Below are 15,922 nucleotides of genomic sequence, written 5' to 3'. Positions count from 1 at the left end.
CTCCGCTGTATCATGCTCACGGTTGATGAGGACCTCCTCGCTTGGTAGCTGGTTGCTCCTGTCCTGTGCAGCGATCCGCTCGTCCAGCGCGCGCTGGTCGCCGTCGCGCCAGCTCAGGGGACGAAAGGACCCTGCGGGATCCGAGGCTTGGTGATGGTGCCCAGGCACGAAAGACGATGCCACAACAGCGTCGTCTTCATTAGCTTCCCCAAGGGGGAGATTCTCCGGCCAACTGAATGTCTCCTGCGGCCCGCTGCGCTGCGCAGCGGCGTCCCCCGTCCCAACGGGGCTTTCCTTAACCGCTTCTCGGGCGTGTCGGTCCATGAGTTCAAAGTTCGTGAGATAATTTGCCGTTCCAGATGTATCGTCACCCATGAGTCGGGCTTGTAGTGCCTGCCGATTGACGACGAGGTTGTTGAGGTTCAGGTCATCTGGCTGCCATCTTTGCAATCGCCCAACCAGCGCCCGCGTGCCGTCCACCACGTAGACTCCGCAATCCCACCTGTTGCTCTGCTGGGCCATGCGGGGTGAGTCCAGGCGGGCGCCCAGCCTTTTTGCGAACTCTTTTGCAAGCTCTTTATTGTATTCCCCGGCGGAGTCATAATGATGGGCAACCGGCCGTGCCCGGTCGCGGCGATCAACGAATAGCAGCGACCAATGGGTGCCGCGCTCCTCACGAGTCGTACCGGCATCGCTCACTGGCACGAACAGGAAGTCGGCTGTGTCGTTACCGTTCTGATTATGGACGATGCGCTGGAATGCGCTTAGCCTGTCGCTCTCGGAGCCGAAGCGCAGATGAGAATGGGCTACGAGGGGATCCACGAACCGCGTCCGGGCGGCGAGTTCTGGATTGTTCCCCTGCAACTCCTGCTCCAGGAGCTGGTAATCCCTCTGGATATGTTGGTCGCCTAGCAATTGCAATGCGCCGAGCACCCGCCCGTCTTCATTAGCTTTCCCAGGGAGCTTCTCTGGCCGACCCAATGCCTTCTGCGGCCCGCTATGCTGCGCAGCGGCGTCCCCAATGGCACGAGCCTCCATGCCGACTGCGTCTTCCGGACGAGCAGCAAGGGCAATTTCGCGCCTGAGTTCGGACTTCCGGAGATGAGCTAGTGCACTGATCCCACCGGAGTTCATATAGCGCTTGGCATCTTCATCCAGCGACCCCTCGTGAAGCCGAGCCGCAATCCCCGGCTTGTTGTTTTCAACCAGGTATTGACTAAAACGTCTAAGAGCAGATCCATAGGTCTGAATGGTAGCGGGATTCGGCTCGGTCGCAGACGCTGCCTTGTACTCTTTGATGAGAGCCGCTGTGTATTTTCTGATGAGCGCGGCGTCGGCAGGGTCGGGAGTCAGGACAGCGCGGCCCAGCACTGGCGCTCCGCCCGCCCACGTCTTGAGACGACCCACTGCTCTAGCCACGTCCGAGGGGCCACGCCTGCTCTCGTACTCCGAGGGGCCGACCCTGCTCTCGTACTCCTTGAGATCCTGATCCAGCGCGTCAAGCCGAGCAGCAAATCCCGGCCTGTTATTATCAAAGAGCCAACGACCGAAGCCGAGAAGAGAATTTACATGGCGCTTGACCGAGCGCTCCCCGACCTTACCGGCATAGAGTGCTGACCTCAGCCCTTCGACAACAGTCGCATCGTTGGAATAAAGAGGACGCTTGTCGTGACCGGAGACCACTATTGAAGGATCTGGCTGCACCGCCGCCGGCACAGAACGAGCATGGTCACGCAACTCGACCGGTGCGGGATTCAGATCAACCACTGACGAATCCGGCGCATGAAGATGGCGCGCCGTTGAGTGACCCGGCTGCAGCACCGAGGCACCTAGCATCGACCCACTGCCTCCGGCGTACGGCGCCGCGGCGTGTTCTTGTCCGCTCCCTTGCATCATGGGCTGCGCTTCCCATGGGGCCGCGGCTTCGATGAGGCTCAGGTCTCCCTGAGACGGATGAGGATGGAACGGGTCTGGCAGAGCCGGAACGCCGGGGGCCGGAATTTGGGCAGCGGCTCGGCGCGCCTCGCCCAAGCGCTGCTCAAAGCCCGCTTGCCCGGCCTGTGCCGCTTGCTCTTGAGATGCCGGGGGCTGCACCTGCCGCCAAGCTGTTACATTGGATAGGTCAAATTTGTGCCGGTTCACGCTAGCCTCACGTCCACAGATCAGCTGAGCAACCTACTCGGGCATACTTACGAGAAGCTGACGAGGTCCGCGGTCCCGAAGCGGGTAGGCCTAATTTTCTGCGCGCCGATTGCGCTGGCGCGACGTAGCCCGGCCTTTTGCCAGCTCGGCAGCTACGGCTCGCAAAGAGCGTCGTAAGGCTTGCGGAGCCGCCCCTCAGCTCCCGTCGAGGAGCAATCCACAATTCACATATTGGAGATGGCTCGCTGGTTTACCGGTGTCGCTTTTACTTCCCGATTTCAAACAGGGAAAAGTTAGGTGTTGTTTAGGTTTTAGCGCTACGACAGCCCCGATTTTCCGCTAACGATTTCATTGGTCATTTGCCGAACCGATTACACAACCGAAAAGCAACTCCTTCCCCATCTCTCTCCGATGAAGCATGGTCCGCGGCACGTCGTGTAGCCCGCGAGCTGGATAAGATCCTCGATGGTGCGGGGCCCCGTCAGGCGCCGATCGAGCGGGCCGCCGCGGAGCTGCGCCCGCCAGATCTACAATCTGCTGGCGCGCTACCGCATCGACCGGACCGTGACGTCGCTGCTGCGCGACGGGGAGGGGACTCGGAAAAAGCGCCTTGACCAGGGTATCGAGGAGATCATCGTGAAGACGCAGTGGCTCGTGCTGGAGGCTCCGCCGCTCGCTCCCGTCGTGGCCGAGGTCCGGGCTCGCTGCGAGGAGGCCGGCCTGGCCACTCCATCTATCTCACCGTCGCGCGTCGCATACCCTCGCTGTTCAGCCCCGAGTAGATCGCGAGGAAAAGATCAGCGAACCCGAAGCATCTTCAACGGCTCAAGGCGCGGCCGGGTTACATCCATGCCACGCACCCGCTGGATGTCTGCCAGATCGATCACACACCCACCGACATCAACTTCGTTGAGGTCGTCGACGGTGGTGGAACCTTCATCGGCCGCGCATATCTTACGATCGTTAGCGACGTGGCCACGCGCTGCATTCTCGGCTTCTGCCTCACCCTTGAGAAGCCATCGGCGCTGTCGGTCGCGCTCTGCCTCGCGCAGGCCATGTGTCCAAAGGAGGCATGGTTGGCCACGCATCCTGGTCGATGGCACGCCACAACCAAAGCTTTTTGCCGGGCGATGGTGACGACCACTTCGTTCAGGTACCAGACATCATTCCGGCACGGCGGCTTGCGGCGCAAGCAGCGAGCGCAGTCCGGCCCGAACTTGATGCCCCAACGGCGACTTGTCTCATACGAAACCACGATGCCGCGTTCCAGCAGCATTTCCTCAACCAGGCGCAGGCTCAGCGGAAACCGGAAATAAAGCCAGACCGCGTGGGCGATAATAGGCGGCGGAAATCGGGGGGCGTGTAGCTGACGGCGGGCGTATTCATGCCCCCCGGCGTCCATGTCGCAAATCTTGACGATTGCTTTGTGTGTCAAGCCGCCGCAGGTCCCAACGCGTTCATATGCAGACATTGTGAAAATCGCCCTATTCCGCCTTTTTTTTACCGCCCCTTAAGTCCCCCGCTCGCATGCTTGTCGATGCCATTGAACTCATAGCCATCGGGCAAGGATTTTGGAAAATATGTTTCCGCTCGCAGCAGAAAACGTGAGAGTCGCTGTAGGCCTAACGTTAAGGGGAGAGAGCGGTTTGAATTGGACGAAATGTGTACCGGAGTACCGAGTCATGAAGCCCCGAGGTAGTCTGGTCCGACTGAAGCAATTTCAGGTGAATGAGAAGCGGCGACAGTTGCACCAGCTAGACATGATGATTGCCGATTTCGAACGCATGGCGCGAGAACTGGACTTCCAGATAAACGCCGAGGAAACGAAGGCCGGCATCTCCGATGTCAATCATTTCGCTTATCCGACGTTCGCCAAGGCCGCTCGCCTACGTCGTGACAACGTCAAGAATTCGCAATCGGACCTTCTGCGGCAGAGAACCGCAGCCGAGCCATGCCTCGCCGAGGCTGAAGCAGAGCTCTCCAAGGCGCAAATGCTAGAATCGCGCAGCGGCAGAGGCCACGACCTCGAACCCGGCAACCGAAGCGCCATGATCGGCTGAGCCGGACGGCTTCAGCGCGCCTCAATTCGCGACACCGACTGGCCGTTGGCGCGCGAGAGGCGTGCGGGCAGTGTAAAGATATCAGCGTCTTAATGCAGCGATAGCTGGCCGGGACGGCTGTCATGCTGCGGCGACATACGCGATTTTGTTCCAGATTTGCATAGCGGCGTTACGCAGGTATTGGGAGATAGTGGAACTGGTTGGCAATCGGATCATCGGTGGAGACGAACCGCTGCCGGCGGATCGGCGCCTGGCGGCAACGCCTGGCGCTTTCGGCGGCGGCGGTAACGGCAAAGCAGGCTGGCCGCGTCGAGGATGAAGCGCCTGCGCGATGCCGTTCTGCTCACGGCCGGGAGACGGGGTCGGCCCCGCCGGCCGGATGCTGCTCGCTTGGCGCGGCACCGTAAAGTCAACCGACAGCTTATGAAGATGTGCGTACATTGGGCCATGTCAGAAGTTGCTCGTGGTCCGCTCTATGGTCGCCACGGCTTTCCCCCGAGATCATTGCGCACGCGGTATGGCTCTACTGCTCTACTTTCGCTTTCCGCTCAGCCTGCGCATGGTTGAGGGCATGCTGGCGGCCCGCGGCATCATCGTCACGCATCAGACCGAATTCGGACGGAATTTCGCCCGAGAGATCAAGCGACGGTCAGCCGGCTGCATGGGCGACAAATGGCATCTCGACGAATGTGTCGTGGCTATCAGTGGCAAGAAGCAGTGGCTCTGGCGTGCCGTCGATCAGGACGGCTTCGTCCTCGAAGTGCTGGTACAAAGCCGCCGAAATTCCAAGGCGGCAAAGCGTCTGATGCACAGGTTGAAGGCTCAAGGGCAGACACCACGGATCATGATCACCGACAAGCTCCGATCCTATGATGCCGCCATGCGCGACCTCATGCCCGGCGTCGAACACCGGTCGCACACAGGCCTGAATAATCGAGCGGAAAATTCGCACCAGCCCACCCGACGACGCGAAAGGATCATGAAACGCTTCAAGTCGGCACGCCAGCTTCAGCGGTTCGTTTCCATCCATGATCCGATTGCCGACCTGCTCCACTTTCCCTGCAATGCGCTGTCATCGGCTCAACATCGAGACCTGCGTAACGCCGCCATGCATTGTGTCGCTACAGCGTCACAGCCGTCCCGGCCAGCTATCGCTGCATCAAGCCGATGAAACTTACAGTGCCGGGCGCGCTGCTACCTGATTTTCCTTACCGCTCAATCAATGTGACAGCACCGATTCTTCTCAACCGCAGCATGCCCTAAATCGTCAGTTGCGTTCCGATCTCGACGACGCGTCCGGTCGGGATCTGGAAATATTCGGTCGCATCGGCGGCCGTGCGTGCCAGGCCAATGAACAGCTTGTCCTGCCACACCGGCATGCCCGAATTGGGCGAGGCTTTGAGCGAGCGCCTCGACAGGAAGAAGGATGTCGTCATGATGTCAAACTTCCAGCCTTGCTTGCGGCAGGTCGCCAGCGCGCGCGGAATGTTGGGCTGCTCCATATAGCCGAAGGTCAGCGTCACCCGCATGAACAACTCGTTGACCGTCTCCATCTTGACCCGCTCGCTGTCGGGCACCAGCGGCTGCGGTGCGGTGACCACCGACAGAATGACGTTCTGCTCGTGCAGCACCTTGTAGTGCTTCAGGCTGTGCATCAGCGCTGTCGGCGCGCTTTGCGGATCGCTGGTCAGGAACACGGCGGTGCCGGACACCAGCTGCGGCTTCTTCTTCAACAGATTGCCGGCGAGGAAATCGAGCGGGATTTCGTTGCGGCGGGTCTTGTCGAAGAGATAGCGGCTGCCGCGCACCCAGGTCCACATTGCCAGAACGATGGTGAAGGCCACCGCCAGCGAGGCCCAGCCGCCCTCGAACACCTTGACGATGTTGGAGGCAAAGAAGCCGATGTCGATGAACGCGAACAGCGCCGTCATGGCGACCGCCACCCACAGGCGCCATTTCCAAATGCGCGTCATGACGACGAACAGCAGCACCGTCGTCACCAGCATGTTGCCGGTCACCGAGATGCCATAGGCGGAGGCGAGCTTGCTCGATTCGCCGAAACCGACCACCAGCAGCATCACCGCCAGCGCCAGCAACAGATTGATACGTGGCATGTAAATCTGGCCCGACTGCCGTTCCGAGGTGTGCAGGATTTCGAGACGCGGCAGCATATTGAGCTGCACCGCCTGCCGGGTCAGCGAGAAGGCGCCGGAGATCACCGCCTGGCTGGCGATAACCGTCGCGGCGGTTGCCAGCACCACCATCGGGATCAGCGTCCAGCCTTCGTTCATCTCGAAGAATGGGTGGCCGACGTGACCGTTCTTCGCCAGCACGAAAGCGCCCTGCCCGGCATAGTTGAGCAGCAGGCAGGGAAACACGATCCACAGCCAGGCGACCACGATGGGCCTGCATCCGAAATGGCCGAGATCGGCATAGAGCGCTTCTGCGCCGGTGACGGCAAGGAAGATGGCGCCGATGGTGACGAAAGCGACGTCGGGCGAATTGATCAGGAAGGCGACAATGTAATGCGGGCTGATCGCCCACAGGATTTCCGGGTCGGCGATGATCTGGTTGAGACCGGAAAGGCCGATCGCCAGGAACCATACAGCGGTCACCGGACCGAAGACTAATCCCACCCCACCCGTGCCAAAGCGCTGCACCGCGAACACCATGGCGAGGATGACCAGGGTCAGCGGCACCACATAAGGCTGGAAAGCAGGCGTGACGACGTTCATGCCTTCGACGGCCGAAAGCACCGAAATCGCGGGCGTGATGACCGCGTCGCCGAAAAACAGCGAGGCGCCGACGATGCCGATGCCCAGGATCACCGCCGACCGCTTGGGGAAACTGCCGCGCGCTAGCGCCATTAGCGACAGCACGCCGCCCTCGCCGCCGTTATCGGCGCGCAGCACGAACATGATGTACTTGATGGTGACGATAATAGTCAGCGACCAGATGATCAGCGACAGCACGCCGAGGATATCGCCGCGCTCGGCGACATTGCCGCCCGACGACGCCACCAGCGCCTCACGGAACGCGTAGATCGGGCTGGTGCCAATATCGCCATAGACAACGCCGAGCGCGCCTAGCATCAGCACCTTGGGGCTTTGCTGTTCGATTGCCGGATGGCTCGACTGTTCGACGGGTTCTGCCTCGCTACCAGTATTGGTAAGGACCATGGACGACACTCCGATAAGGGGCGGCCCTCTACCTTTGCTGCACTGCAATATCAAGTGCCGCAACGTAATGGCTCCGTATGCGGACCGCATTTGTTGCCGCACCGGCGGATTGTCTCATACGAAACCACCATCCCGCTCCCGGGCCATTTCCTCGACGAGACACAGGCTCAAGGGGAACCTGATGGAGGGCCAGACCGGATCAGCGATGATCTGCGGCAGGAAACGATGGCGCTGCTTGTAGCTGACGGCATATCTTTCTCCTGTGTGTGTCTGCCAGACGAGCGGGCGGGCACGGAAGTGGTCGCGCTCTACTGCCAGACATACTCGTCGAACCTGATGAAAACCTGACTTGTACACCCAGCCCAAACAGGTGCGAGGGGTCGGTCTATTACCAAAGGCTCTGAGGGCTGATTCTCTAGGGTTCCCGCCTCGATTGATCCGTGACCCTTCTTGTGTACCGCCCCGGGTTGATCGGAGGCTCCAACTCCTGAGAAGGTGGAACCATGACAAGCAAGGCGACCAACAAGTTCTCTCCCGAGGTCCGGACCCCCGCGGTGCGGCTGGTTCTGGATCACGAACGCGAGCATACGTCGCGGTGGGCGGCGGTTTCATCGATCGCCGCCAAGATCGGCTGCACGGCGCAGACGCTGCATGAGGGGTGAAGAAGGCCGAGCGCGACAGTGGCGTGCAAGTCGGTGTGCCTACGGATGTGGCGACGAAACTCAAGGCTCTGGAACGCGAGAGCCGTGAGCTTCGCCAGGCCAACGAGATCCTTCGCAAGGCTTCCGCGTATTTTGCCCAGGCGAAGCTCGACCGCCGGTTCAGGCCACGATCGCGTTCATCGACGATCACCGCAAGGCGCATGGGGTCGAGCCGATCTGCAAGGTGCTGCCGATCGCCCCGTCGACCTACCACGACCATGTCGCCAAGCGCGTCGACCCCTGCCGGCTGTCGGCTCGGGCAAGATGGGATACAGCCTCGAAGGATGAGGTCCGACGGTTTGAGGCGAACTTCCGCGTCTACGGCGTTCGCAAGGTCTGGCGGCGGTTGCGTCGCGAGGGCTTCGACGTCGCCCGCTGCACGGTTGCCCGCTTGATGAAGGCCATGGACCTCGAAGGCATCGTCCGCGGCAAGCCGATCCGCACTACGGTGAGCGACAAGGCCGCACCTTGCCCTCTCGACCACGTCAACCGCCAGTTCCATGCTCCGGCGCCGAACATGCTGCGGGTCTCCGACTTCACCTGCGTCGCGACCTGGACGGGCTTCGTCTATGTGGCCTTTGTCATCGACACCTATGCCCGTCGGATCGTCGGCTGGCGGGTGAGCCGGACGGCGCATGCAGCCTTCGTTCTCGATGCCCTGGAACAGGCTCCATGATCGGCGGCCCGTGCAGGGAGGCGGGCTCATCCATCACAGGGATAGAGGCAGCCAAGGCGGATTCAACCGGTCGTCGCAACACCGGCATCATACTGTCCCCCAAGGAGCTGGTCGAGGACTTCGGCAGGTGTTTTACAGCCGAGCGTTTTGCGCGGTCTTGTGTTGATAGCATGGGCGACTGCGTCCAGTTCCCGGGCTGTGTGCCGACTGAGATCCGTGCCCTTTGGAAAGTACTGTCTCAGCAAGCCGTTGGTGTTTTCGTTGGAGTCTCGCTGCCACGGGCTTGGGGATCGCAGAAGTAAATCTCGAGCCCGGTGTCGATGCGCAGGTCGGCTGCTGCGCCATTTCCGCTCCATGGTCCCAAGTCAGCGACTGACGCAGTTGCTCGGGAAGTTTGCCCATGGATCGGGCTATGGCTCTGCGGACTGCTTCAGCGCCGTGGCCGGCAAGTGGTGGACCGTTCTTGATGCGCAGGCTCTGCTGATAGCCATGCATGCGCGGCAGGTGAAGCAGCATTGTGAAGCGTGAACTTCGTTCTACGAGCGTGCCGATCGCCGAGCTTCCGAAAGGATGAGGTCGCCTTCCCAATGTCCGGGGACAGCCCGATCGGCAATTTCGGCCGGACGGTCGCTTATGATAACGGCGTCTCCAATGAAGGGCTTGTTGCGCACTCGGGCCCGTTCGCGCGGTACGCGCAACGCTCGGCCTGAACGCAGACATGCGGTCAGTTCTCGGCGCAATGCTCCGCGTCCTTGAATGTACAAGGACTGATAGATCGTCTCGTGGCTGATCCGCATGGTTTGATCCTCTGGATAATCGATCTGAAGACCGATTTAGCGATCTGCTCGGGGCTCCAGGGCTGCCGACCACCTCCGGCTCTGCCGGTGAACAGCCCTCCGCATTTTCCATACCCACCTTGGGGCCCTCGAATGAGGCGCCATGCGGGTTGGTGACTTTGCTAGCCAAGCGCTCCTCAACATATTCACGCAGAGCCGGATTGACCGCCAGCTTGCCAGGAGGCCGCCGGGACGCACGATCGGCGTGCCATCAGGCGGCACTGGTCCGGTAATCCAGATTGCCGCTGCGCGTCGCGGCATTGCGCCTGACCTCCCGCGAGATTGTGCTCGGCGGCCGACCTAGCTTACGCGCAATGGCCCGGATGCCGATTCCCCGGCAAGCTCAAGCGCAATATCCTCGCGCTCCCGAAAGAAGGATATCGCCCCGAAGGCGGCTTTGCCCACGGCGCCAAATGCGTTGGCGGCATCCCTCCTGCACTCCGAAACCAGCGCGGACCAAGAGGCGTTGATATACCGGCATCCAGTGCGGCCTCCTCGCTCGAACGTCCCAAGGCAATAGCTTGCCAGAACCGGAAGCGATTCTCACGCTGTCAGGCAGGCGGACGCCCGGGCGAATCTAGCTTCTTTCGAGTGCACCGATCTGAAGCGCGTTGGTGAACCGTCATTGCAACCTCCAATCCCTTGGTGTTGCGACGACCGGTTGAATCCGCCCAATAGTCAGCATTCGATACACCGAGCGCTTGGCGGAGGCCGGCGTCGAACCCTCGGTGGGCAGTGTCGGCGACTCTTTCGATAATGCTCTCGCCGAAACGATGAACGGTCTTTACAAGGCCGAGGTGATCCATCGACGCGGACCCTGGCGCTCATTCGAGGCCGTCGAGTTCGCCACGCTCGAATGGGTCGACTGCTTCAACAATCGCCGGCTGCTGGAGCCCATCGGCAACATCCCGCCGGCCGAAGCCGAGGAACGCTACTACGCCATGTTGGATGAACCAGCCATAGCCGCGTGACTCAAACGAAACGGCCTCCGAAAAGCCCGGGGCGGTTCACATCGCATTTGATGCCAACTTCATCGTATTTTCTTCGTCTTAGACGGGCTTTTGGCAGACCCACAGAGCTGGGAACCCTTTGCCATACTACAACTGTAACATCATATCGGTTTAGCAGGTCAAGCTTCGGTGGTACCCTCATTGGGTAGAATAACTACTTTGGAGGCGAGCAATGGATCGCGATAACAAACGGGCACGCGCAGCTGCAAGATCATCTCAAGGCGTGGGGAGCAGTAGCCTCCGTGACGTTCCAGAGGGGCCATTGAGCGATGTTGCAGAACGGCTGGTAACCGCTAACCCGCGCGATACAGCGCGAAATCTTGGGGGCTTCAAAGGCCTCGGGACGCACGAGCGAACAGCCGTTCGGGGCACTCAAGCCGGGCCAGAAACTGACCTCGCGAGATTTGAAAGGCGGGCCAATCAGCTTGGACGATCAGCCATCGATCTGGCCGAGAAATTAACAGCCGGATTGGGGTACACCCCGGATGACGTAGCGTTGCAGCAAGTCAGAGCGGTCAGTAATGTATGCCATTACCTAACGCCAGGGATGCAAGATGCTATTGTTAATCGCATTGGCAACATGGAGCCGTCGTCGCAAGCTCTCGGAGCTCTTTACGTTGCGCCACACTTCAGTAAGTTTAATGACGAAAATAAATCTCGCATTCTTGATCAGGCCATTGGATTGGCTTCTGATCCGGATGTCAATGTCAAGCTGACAGCATCCAATGCTATTCTCAACGCGTATCACCAGTTCGACGCAAATCAACAGGCCCAAGCTCACTCAGTTCCCGGCATGCAACACATCTTGCCGCACATGCCGCCGCCGCAGCATGCAGCAGAGGAACGGAGCGCGAATCTGGACGGCCACATAGCAGGTATTGAGGCTGCAGTCCGTGATACAGTAAGCCCGCAAACCTCCTATGAACAGCTGCAGCGGGGTGCTCAAGTCGGGCAGTCCATAAGCCACACCTACAATCACGCCCGAGAGGACCTAATGGAGGCCACCAGAAGCAGAGATCGCTCCGGCCGTTGAGGTCTCGGCCATGGTACAGTGACGCTTTCTCTCCCGAATTCCGTTTACGGCCTTGCCGTTTCCAATTCGCTGGCCGTTGAGGTACCTGCTTAGTGTAACTTTCAAAAACCACGTCTGCCGGGTGATGCGCTGCAAGCATCGCACCACCCGCTGCGGCATCGATCTGTCGAGCGGCGACATCGCGCGACGTCGGTTCGGTCTCTGAAGCACGCGCAGCATTAGCTACGGCTAATCCGGCAATGGAACAATGCTTTCAACAAAAACGACGCCCCCCAACATAGCCATTAGCATCGCGTGCTCACTCGCCGTGGGCTTCTGTGCGGCAAGTCTTTACGCAACCTTCCGCCACGGCGGTAGCGGCGAGGCTCTGATGGCGTTTGATGTCCGTGCCTTTTGGTTTGAGACGCCCTTCTATTTGGGTTTCGCAACCCCCGTTTTCTATCGGGGCGCGGCTATCGTGCTCTCGACGTCCGCGGTCGTCTTGCTGATTCAGCAGATCGTATTGCGCCGCAAGCTCGAACACCACGGGACGGCTCGTTGGGCTCGAGTGGATGAAATGCGACGCACGGGATATCTGCGACGATACCGTGGCGTGACAGGGCCGGTGTTTGGGAAGACAAGTGGCCCTTTCTGGCCTGGCTACTACCTGACCAATGGCGAGCAGCCTCACAGCCTCATCGTTGCACCGACCCGCGCTGGCAAGGGCGTCGGCATAGTCATTCCAACGCTACTTACATTCAAAGGCTCGGTGATAGCTCTGGACGTCAAGGGGGAGCTCTTTGAGCTCACCTCGAGGGCGCGCAAAGCCGCAGGTGACGACGTGTTTAAATTCGCGCCGCTGGATTCGGAGCGGCGCACAAACTGCTACAATCCGCTGTTGGATCTTATAGCGCTGCCTCCACAGCAGCAATTCACCGAAGCCCGCCGCTTGGCCGCAAACTTGATTACGGCCAAGGGGGAGGGCGCGGAAGGTTTCGTCAGCGGCGCTCGAGATATCTTTGTCGCGGGAATCCTTGCCTGCATCGAGCGGGGCACGCCAACAATCGGCGCCGTCTATGACCTCTTCGCCCAGCCGGGGGAGAAGTTTAAGCTCTTCGCGCGACTCGCCATGGAGACCCAGAACAAAGAGGCACAACGCATCTTCGACGACATGGCGGGGAACGATACCAAAATCCTAACCTCCTACACTTCCGTGCTCGGCGATGGCGGGCTCAACCTGTGGGCGGATCCCGCTGTAAAGGCGGCTACAAGTCGCTCGGACTTTTCGGTATATGATCTTCGCCGTCGCAGAACGTGCATCTATCTTTGCGTTGGTCCGAACGACCTTGAGGTGATCGCGCCTTTGATACGCTTGTTTTTTCAGCAAATCGTTTCAATTCTGCAGCGGTCGCTGGCCCGCCGGGATGAAAAGCACGAGGTTCTCTTCCTGCTCGATGAGTTCAAGCACTTGGGTAAGCTGGAGGCGATCGAGACCGCAATCACGACTATCGCGGGCTACAAGGGGCGTTTCATGCTCATCATCCAAAGCCTTTCGGCACTGACGGGGGCTTATGGAGAGGCTGGCAAGCAGAATTTTCTCAGCAATACCGGACTGCAAGTGTTCATGGCCACGGCTGATGACGAGACTCCGAACTACATTTCCAAGGCCATCGGTGAATACACGTTTGAAGCCAAATCGATTTCCCACAGCCAGGCGCGAACGTTCGACTGGAACATTCAGAATTCACATCAAGGTGCACCGCTATTGCGTCCCGAACAGGTTCGGCTGCTCGATGACGACTACGAGATTGTTCTCATCAAAGGTCTGCCACCATTAAAATTGAGGAAGGTGCGTTATTTCTCGGATCGCATTCTGAAACGCATCTTTGAAAGCCAGACAGGCGCCCTCCCGGAGCCGGCGCCCTTGATGGGAGCAGAGGAGGCGCTCTCCGCAGAATCTCAACTCGATGACCCGCTGTGTGAATTGGCGCAGGACTTTGACGATACAGTTTGATGTGAGGCTAGTATGGACCCGCGAAATAGTAATCCATCCCGTGTAACAGCTTTGTCGCAGGTGCAGGACGCCGGCTTGGAAGACGGGCAAGCGGTCCAGGCCCGGCGAGTGGGCTTTGAGCAGCACGTGTCCGAGGCGCTCCGGCCGCTGTTCGATGGTCGAGCTGACGAGCCGCCAACCGATCCAGAGGAGCTTCTGCGACTGGAACAGGGGTTTCGCGAGGTGCTTCAGCGAGGGCAGGATCATCAAGCCGCCTCGTCTTTTTTCAGCAACCCAGGGATGCCCGCTGGACGGGATGACCTCAACAGAAGCGTGTCGGAGGCTTTCGCAAGCTCTGGGACGCCGGAGTTCGGGCCGCCGCCCCCAGTCTTGGCTGCCAGCGAACAGCAGATCCGCCCTTCGCCGGATGCGCTTGACCAGGGCAACCACCTGCCACCCGAGTGAGTCGTCCCAACAATGAACATTCCCCAGCGCTGTTGTGGCCAGCGGAGACGCACAGGGCCCTGAACACGCCGCAAGCCGTCGCCATTCAGCAGCAGCTGAGCGAAATCGGCAATTCAGGCGGCCGCGTGCCTATGCAGAGAGGGGCTGATGCGATCTCCGGACCGGTAGCTCTCGCCGTAATTGATCAGGCTGGTACTGTTGGAAGACTTGATCAGCCTCGTCACCCCAATCTCCAGCATAGCTCACTGTCACGCGGCCAACGTGCCTCCGTAGCTAACGTCTACGTCAGCGTTGAAGAAGTACCCTTCGCCACGGGATGTTTTGACCAGGCGAGGGTTGGCCGCATCAGCCTCCAGCTTTCGGCGCAAGCGCATGATTAGGACATCGATACTTCGATCGTACACCTCTTCTCCACGCACACGGCTCGCGAGCAAAAGCCGTTCTCTGGATAGCACGTTGCGGGGGTTCTCCAGAAATGCGATCAAGAGATTGAACTCACATGCGGTAAGCTTGACCTCGCCACGCTCCGCACAGATCAGTCGCCGCTGCTTCACGCTGAGCTTCCAGGCCCCAAAGCGAAATGAGCGCTGCTCTCTGGTTCGTGGACTAGAAATGCGCTGGCGTAGCGCTACTCGAATGCGGGCCAAGAATTCGCGCATCCCGAAAGGCTTGGGAATGAAATCGGTTGCGCCGAGCTCCAGTGCAACCACTTTTTCCGCCTCATCAAGCCGGTCGCCGCTGATCACTATGATAGGAACATCCGATTTTGTCGCCAGATTGCGGACGATCGCAAGTCCATCCTCCCGGCCTAGGTTAAGGTCGACAACCACGAGATCGACTGGCTCACGTGAAAGAACATAGTCAAACTGCTTGCTATCGTGGACTGCGGTTACCTTCAGGGCATGCATCGTGAGATACTCGGCGATGAGGCGCCGCATTGCGGCATCATCGTCAATGACAAGAACATGTTTCAACGGCACACCTTCAATCTTGAATCCCCTTGTCTAAACCTCTTGAGCAGCGCGGCGTTTGGCTTGATCGGATAGGCGGTCGGCGGAAGAAGACCGTGATTCGCTGCAGCGGCCTTGTGCCAAATAGTATGTCTCCTGCCAAGCCGGCTTCGTCCAAGGTGGCCGGCGGCCTCAAATGCTGTTCGGGCGACCGGCAGGTCGCCGGTTGCGGTGAACGTCCGGGCTAACATTTCTCAGTTACTGCAACTCCTCCATCTTGAGCGTGTCACTATGCTTGTCCATTGCGCCGTCGGACTCCGTCAATGACGTGCGGATTTCTGCCGATGGGACTGTGCATGATCCACCCTTTGACGGCGGGAACAGCTGAACCAGGCTCGCACCAGGATGGGCTGCGCCGCCACGTCTTCCCAGTTGACCCTCTCCCCCGCGGATTTGCGCCTTCGAGCCAGCTTCGCGGACGAGCTCGCGTCTCAAGCAATGATCTGAGTGTGCAGGGCCGCGCATGGCTGCTCTTTGAGGACCGGCAGCATACCGGCAAAGTTGGGCTGCTTTATCGCCTTCGTCGATTCCCCACGGTGATCCCGAGCCTGAACAAACCCGCCAAGCTCCCCATTTTTGTCCTTGGCTTGGCGCTGACAGAAGTACCATCCATGACGCCGAAGTCGCGGCCCACACTCCAGGAGCAACGGACGGCCGGGACGAGCAATCCTGTACAGGAGTCATTGTACCAAGATGCTCCGGATGTCGCTGGCTGATCGGGCCCGCGCCACCCACGCATGCGCAAGATGCTCACCCACGCTGATACGAACACGGTCTTTGCTTCAGTTGAAACCGAAAAGCTGAACTTGAACATCACACAGTAACAAACCTCCCCGAT

The 15,922-nt window shown here is 59.8% G+C and carries 7 protein-coding genes, 7 pseudogenes and 1 other annotated feature; of the genes and pseudogenes, 9 read left to right on the top strand and 5 right to left on the bottom strand.

What is annotated here, in order from left to right:
- The coding region (locus tag NKH43_RS31180) for a Ulp1 family isopeptidase (RefSeq protein ID WP_352861409.1) at positions 1-1,767 on the bottom strand (1,767 nt) is incomplete at its 3' end.
- A gap of 734 nt (positions 1,768-2,501) precedes the next feature.
- Between NKH43_RS31180 and NKH43_RS31175 the strand changes: the two are divergent.
- A pseudogene (locus tag NKH43_RS31175) lies at positions 2,502-3,224 on the top strand (TnsB C-terminal domain-containing protein); the annotation flags it as partial.
- Here the strand turns inward: NKH43_RS31175 and NKH43_RS31170 are convergent.
- Positions 3,223-3,528: pseudogene (locus NKH43_RS31170) on the bottom strand (IS6 family transposase); the annotation flags it as partial. The pseudogenes NKH43_RS31175 and NKH43_RS31170 sit on opposite strands and share 2 nt — an antisense overlap.
- 296 nt (positions 3,529-3,824) lie before the next feature.
- Here NKH43_RS31170 and NKH43_RS31165 point away from each other — a divergent pair.
- The 3 genes and pseudogenes from NKH43_RS31165 to NKH43_RS31155 all read left to right on the top strand — a co-directional run bounded on the left by NKH43_RS31165 (position 3,825) and on the right by NKH43_RS31155 (position 5,373).
- On the top strand, positions 3,825-4,202 hold the full coding sequence (locus NKH43_RS31165) for a flagellar export protein FliJ (RefSeq protein WP_352480573.1): 378 nt from the start codon (positions 3,825-3,827) through the stop codon (positions 4,200-4,202).
- A gap of 236 nt (positions 4,203-4,438) precedes the next feature.
- Positions 4,439-4,599, top strand: a pseudogene (locus tag NKH43_RS31160) (DUF1403 family protein); the annotation flags it as partial.
- Positions 4,600-4,649: 50 nt separating this feature from the next.
- Positions 4,650-5,373, top strand: a pseudogene (locus NKH43_RS31155) (IS6 family transposase).
- Between the two features lie 88 nt (positions 5,374-5,461).
- Here NKH43_RS31155 and NKH43_RS31150 read toward each other — a convergent pair.
- Positions 5,462-7,381 carry a potassium transporter Kup gene (locus NKH43_RS31150; protein ID WP_352861407.1) on the bottom strand — a complete coding sequence of 640 codons (1,920 nt, stop codon included), beginning with the start codon at positions 7,379-7,381 and terminating at the stop codon, positions 5,462-5,464.
- Positions 7,382-7,884: 503 nt separating this feature from the next.
- On the opposite strand from NKH43_RS31150, the pseudogene NKH43_RS31145 reads away from it, so the two are divergent.
- Positions 7,885-8,813: pseudogene (locus NKH43_RS31145) on the top strand (IS3 family transposase); the annotation flags it as partial.
- Positions 8,168-8,284: a sequence feature (AL1L pseudoknot), on the top strand. It overlaps the preceding pseudogene by 117 nt.
- A 7-nt stretch (positions 8,814-8,820) precedes the next feature.
- Here NKH43_RS31145 and NKH43_RS31140 read toward each other — a convergent pair.
- Positions 8,821-10,112: pseudogene (locus NKH43_RS31140) on the bottom strand (IS30 family transposase).
- Positions 10,113-10,271: 159 nt separating this feature from the next.
- On the opposite strand from NKH43_RS31140, the pseudogene NKH43_RS31135 reads away from it, so the two are divergent.
- The 4 genes and pseudogenes from NKH43_RS31135 to NKH43_RS31120 all read left to right on the top strand — a co-directional run.
- A pseudogene (locus tag NKH43_RS31135) lies at positions 10,272-10,565 on the top strand (integrase core domain-containing protein); the annotation flags it as partial.
- A 301-nt stretch (positions 10,566-10,866) separates the two neighbouring features.
- Positions 10,867-11,637 carry a hypothetical protein gene (locus NKH43_RS31130; RefSeq protein ID WP_352594796.1) on the top strand — a complete coding sequence of 257 codons (771 nt, stop codon included), beginning with the start codon at positions 10,867-10,869 and terminating at the stop codon, positions 11,635-11,637.
- 247 nt (positions 11,638-11,884) lie between these two features.
- Positions 11,885-13,630 carry a type IV secretion system ATPase VirD4 gene (gene virD4 / locus NKH43_RS31125; RefSeq protein ID WP_352480567.1) on the top strand — a complete coding sequence of 582 codons (1,746 nt, stop codon included), beginning with the start codon at positions 11,885-11,887 and terminating at the stop codon, positions 13,628-13,630.
- A 75-nt stretch (positions 13,631-13,705) separates the two neighbouring features.
- Positions 13,706-14,074, top strand: a complete 369-nt coding sequence (locus tag NKH43_RS31120) for a hypothetical protein (protein ID WP_352480566.1) — start codon at positions 13,706-13,708, stop codon at positions 14,072-14,074.
- A 248-nt stretch (positions 14,075-14,322) separates the two neighbouring features.
- Here NKH43_RS31120 and virG read toward each other — a convergent pair whose 3' ends face one another.
- Positions 14,323-15,048, bottom strand: coding sequence for a two-component system response regulator VirG (gene virG / locus NKH43_RS31115; RefSeq protein WP_352861404.1), 726 nt, complete (start codon positions 15,046-15,048; stop codon positions 14,323-14,325).
- Between the last annotated feature and the right edge of the window lie 874 nt (positions 15,049-15,922).

Source organism: Mesorhizobium sp. M1163, from assembly GCF_040318415.1.
GTDB lineage: Bacteria > Pseudomonadota > Alphaproteobacteria > Rhizobiales > Rhizobiaceae > Mesorhizobium.
Note: the sequence above shows the minus strand (reverse complement) of the source record. Positions and strands in the feature narration are given on the sequence as shown.